Below are 1,734 nucleotides of genomic sequence, written 5' to 3'. Positions count from 1 at the left end.
TCGTCCAGGTTGTCGCGCAGCACCCAAAGCAACGGGGTGTCCGGCTCTACATCGACCTCATAGCTTCGGCCATTGATTTGCAGTTTGTATGTCGCCATCTTTCTAATCTGAAATTTTGAACTCTAAGTTAGGAAAATATATGGAGCGGGAAATAAGCAGTCCCGCTTAAAGTCTGGTTAATCCGGCAAATCTGTCTGAAGCAGTGCCGCATAGTCTGCTGCCGTGTCAATATCGATAGCACCTGCTTCAAAACGCAGCGATCTGACCGCTATAGGATGTTTCAGAATGATTTTCTTAGCGCCCTCCTGCCCTTCCAGCGCCAGTAATTCGGGGAAGTAAAACTTATCAAAAAGCACCGGTGTACCCAGTGTTCCCTGGTAGGCACTGGCGATAATGCCGCTCCGACCGTCCTGTTTTGCCTGCAACAGTTGCTTCAGCACAGCAGCATCCACAAAAGGCTGGTCACAAACCATAAAGGTCACGTCGTCCAGCTTCGGCTTTAATTTCAAAAGTTCCTGTAGCCCGGTTCGGATAGAAGAAGCCATTCCCTCCTGCCAGTCGGGGTTCTGCACCGTTGTAACAGGCAGGTTGGCAAGTTCAGGTATAAGCTTTTCCGCTTGCGCCCCCAGCACAACGACCACAGGCGAAAAACCAGCTTCCGTAGCCACCTGCGCAGCACGTTGCAAAAAGCTTTTGCCCTGGTAATACAGCAGTTGCTTTGGCTGTCCTAACCGGGTGGAAGCGCCAGCCGCCAGTATGACCAGTCCGCTTACAGAAAACATCCGGATACGCTTGTCTGTTTGCCCAGTTCCAGGTTTTCATCACCGCGATCGTGGATAGCACCCGGTTTATCGCGCAGGAAGCCACCTGACTTGTTCGCCAGTACCGCCTTGATCTCAGCCAGGATGGAAAGAGCGATTTCCTCGGAAGTTTCAGCACCGATCTCCAGTCCGGTCGGACCGTATACCCGCTGTAGCATTTCCTCGCTTATCTCCATCCCTTCGTCCTGCAATTCTGCCAGCATGCGCTCCAGTTTCTTTTTCGGCCCAGTGAACCGATGTAAGGTATAGCCAGTGGCAAAAGCTGCCGCAGCATGGCAAGATCATAGTTATAATTGTGCGTCATCAGCACAAAAACTGTTTGTTCATCGGGTTTAAGCTGCGTCAGCACCTGCTCCGGTTTGGCCACAAGCACCTGTTGTGCAGCCGGAAAACGACTTGTCTTGGCATAGGTCGCCCGACCATCTACGACGGTCACCTGCCAGCCCAGTATCGCGGCCATGTTTACCACAGGTATAGCGTCATTGCCGGCCCCCACCACCACCAGCGACACAGCCGGTTGTAATAATTCCACGAAGCCTGTCAAAGTGCCTTCATCGGTCATATAGGTTTTCGTGAAGGACTCACGCTGCGCCAGCACCTGTTGCGCATCGCGCAGGAGGGCTTCCTGCAGCATGGCATCAGTGCATGTACCGGCCAAAGCTCCTCTCTCAGGTATAAACAGGCAGGTACCCGGCTGCAAACTTGTGCGGTTCTCGAGCGAGAAAAGCGTCACGATTACCGCCGACTGCCGATTGTTCAGAAAAGCCTGAAAGAAAGTGATTGGATTTGCAGGATCATTTGGATTAATGGGCTCAATTAGGATCTGGATGATTCCGTTACAGCCCAGACCCACGCCCAGTTGCGCATCATCTTCATCGGTGGTATCATAGGTCACCAGCATGGATTTCTGCTC

The 1,734-nt window shown here is 52.4% G+C and carries 1 protein-coding gene and 2 pseudogenes; all 3 read right to left on the bottom strand.

All coding sequences use genetic code 11. From position 1 onward, the window contains the following. Window positions 1-98 (bottom strand): annotated as a pseudogene (locus tag O71_RS19240) ((2Fe-2S)-binding protein); the annotation flags it as partial. A gap of 78 nt (window positions 99-176) precedes the next feature. After that, window positions 177-782 (bottom strand): NTP transferase domain-containing protein, encoded by a 606-nt coding sequence (locus O71_RS19235; RefSeq protein ID WP_007660336.1) that lies wholly within the window; start codon window positions 780-782, stop codon window positions 177-179. Beyond that, window positions 770-1,722: pseudogene (locus O71_RS27575) on the bottom strand (XdhC family protein). Before O71_RS27575 ends, O71_RS19235 begins: the two are co-directional and overlap by 13 nt. Window positions 1,723-1,734: the final 12 nt, after the last annotated feature.

It is taken from the genome of Pontibacter sp. BAB1700, from assembly GCF_000277005.1.
In the GTDB taxonomy this organism is placed as follows: domain Bacteria; phylum Bacteroidota; class Bacteroidia; order Cytophagales; family Hymenobacteraceae; genus Pontibacter; species Pontibacter lucknowensis.
The sequence above is the reverse complement of the archived record's forward strand: the minus strand, read 5'-3'. Positions and strand labels throughout refer to the sequence as shown.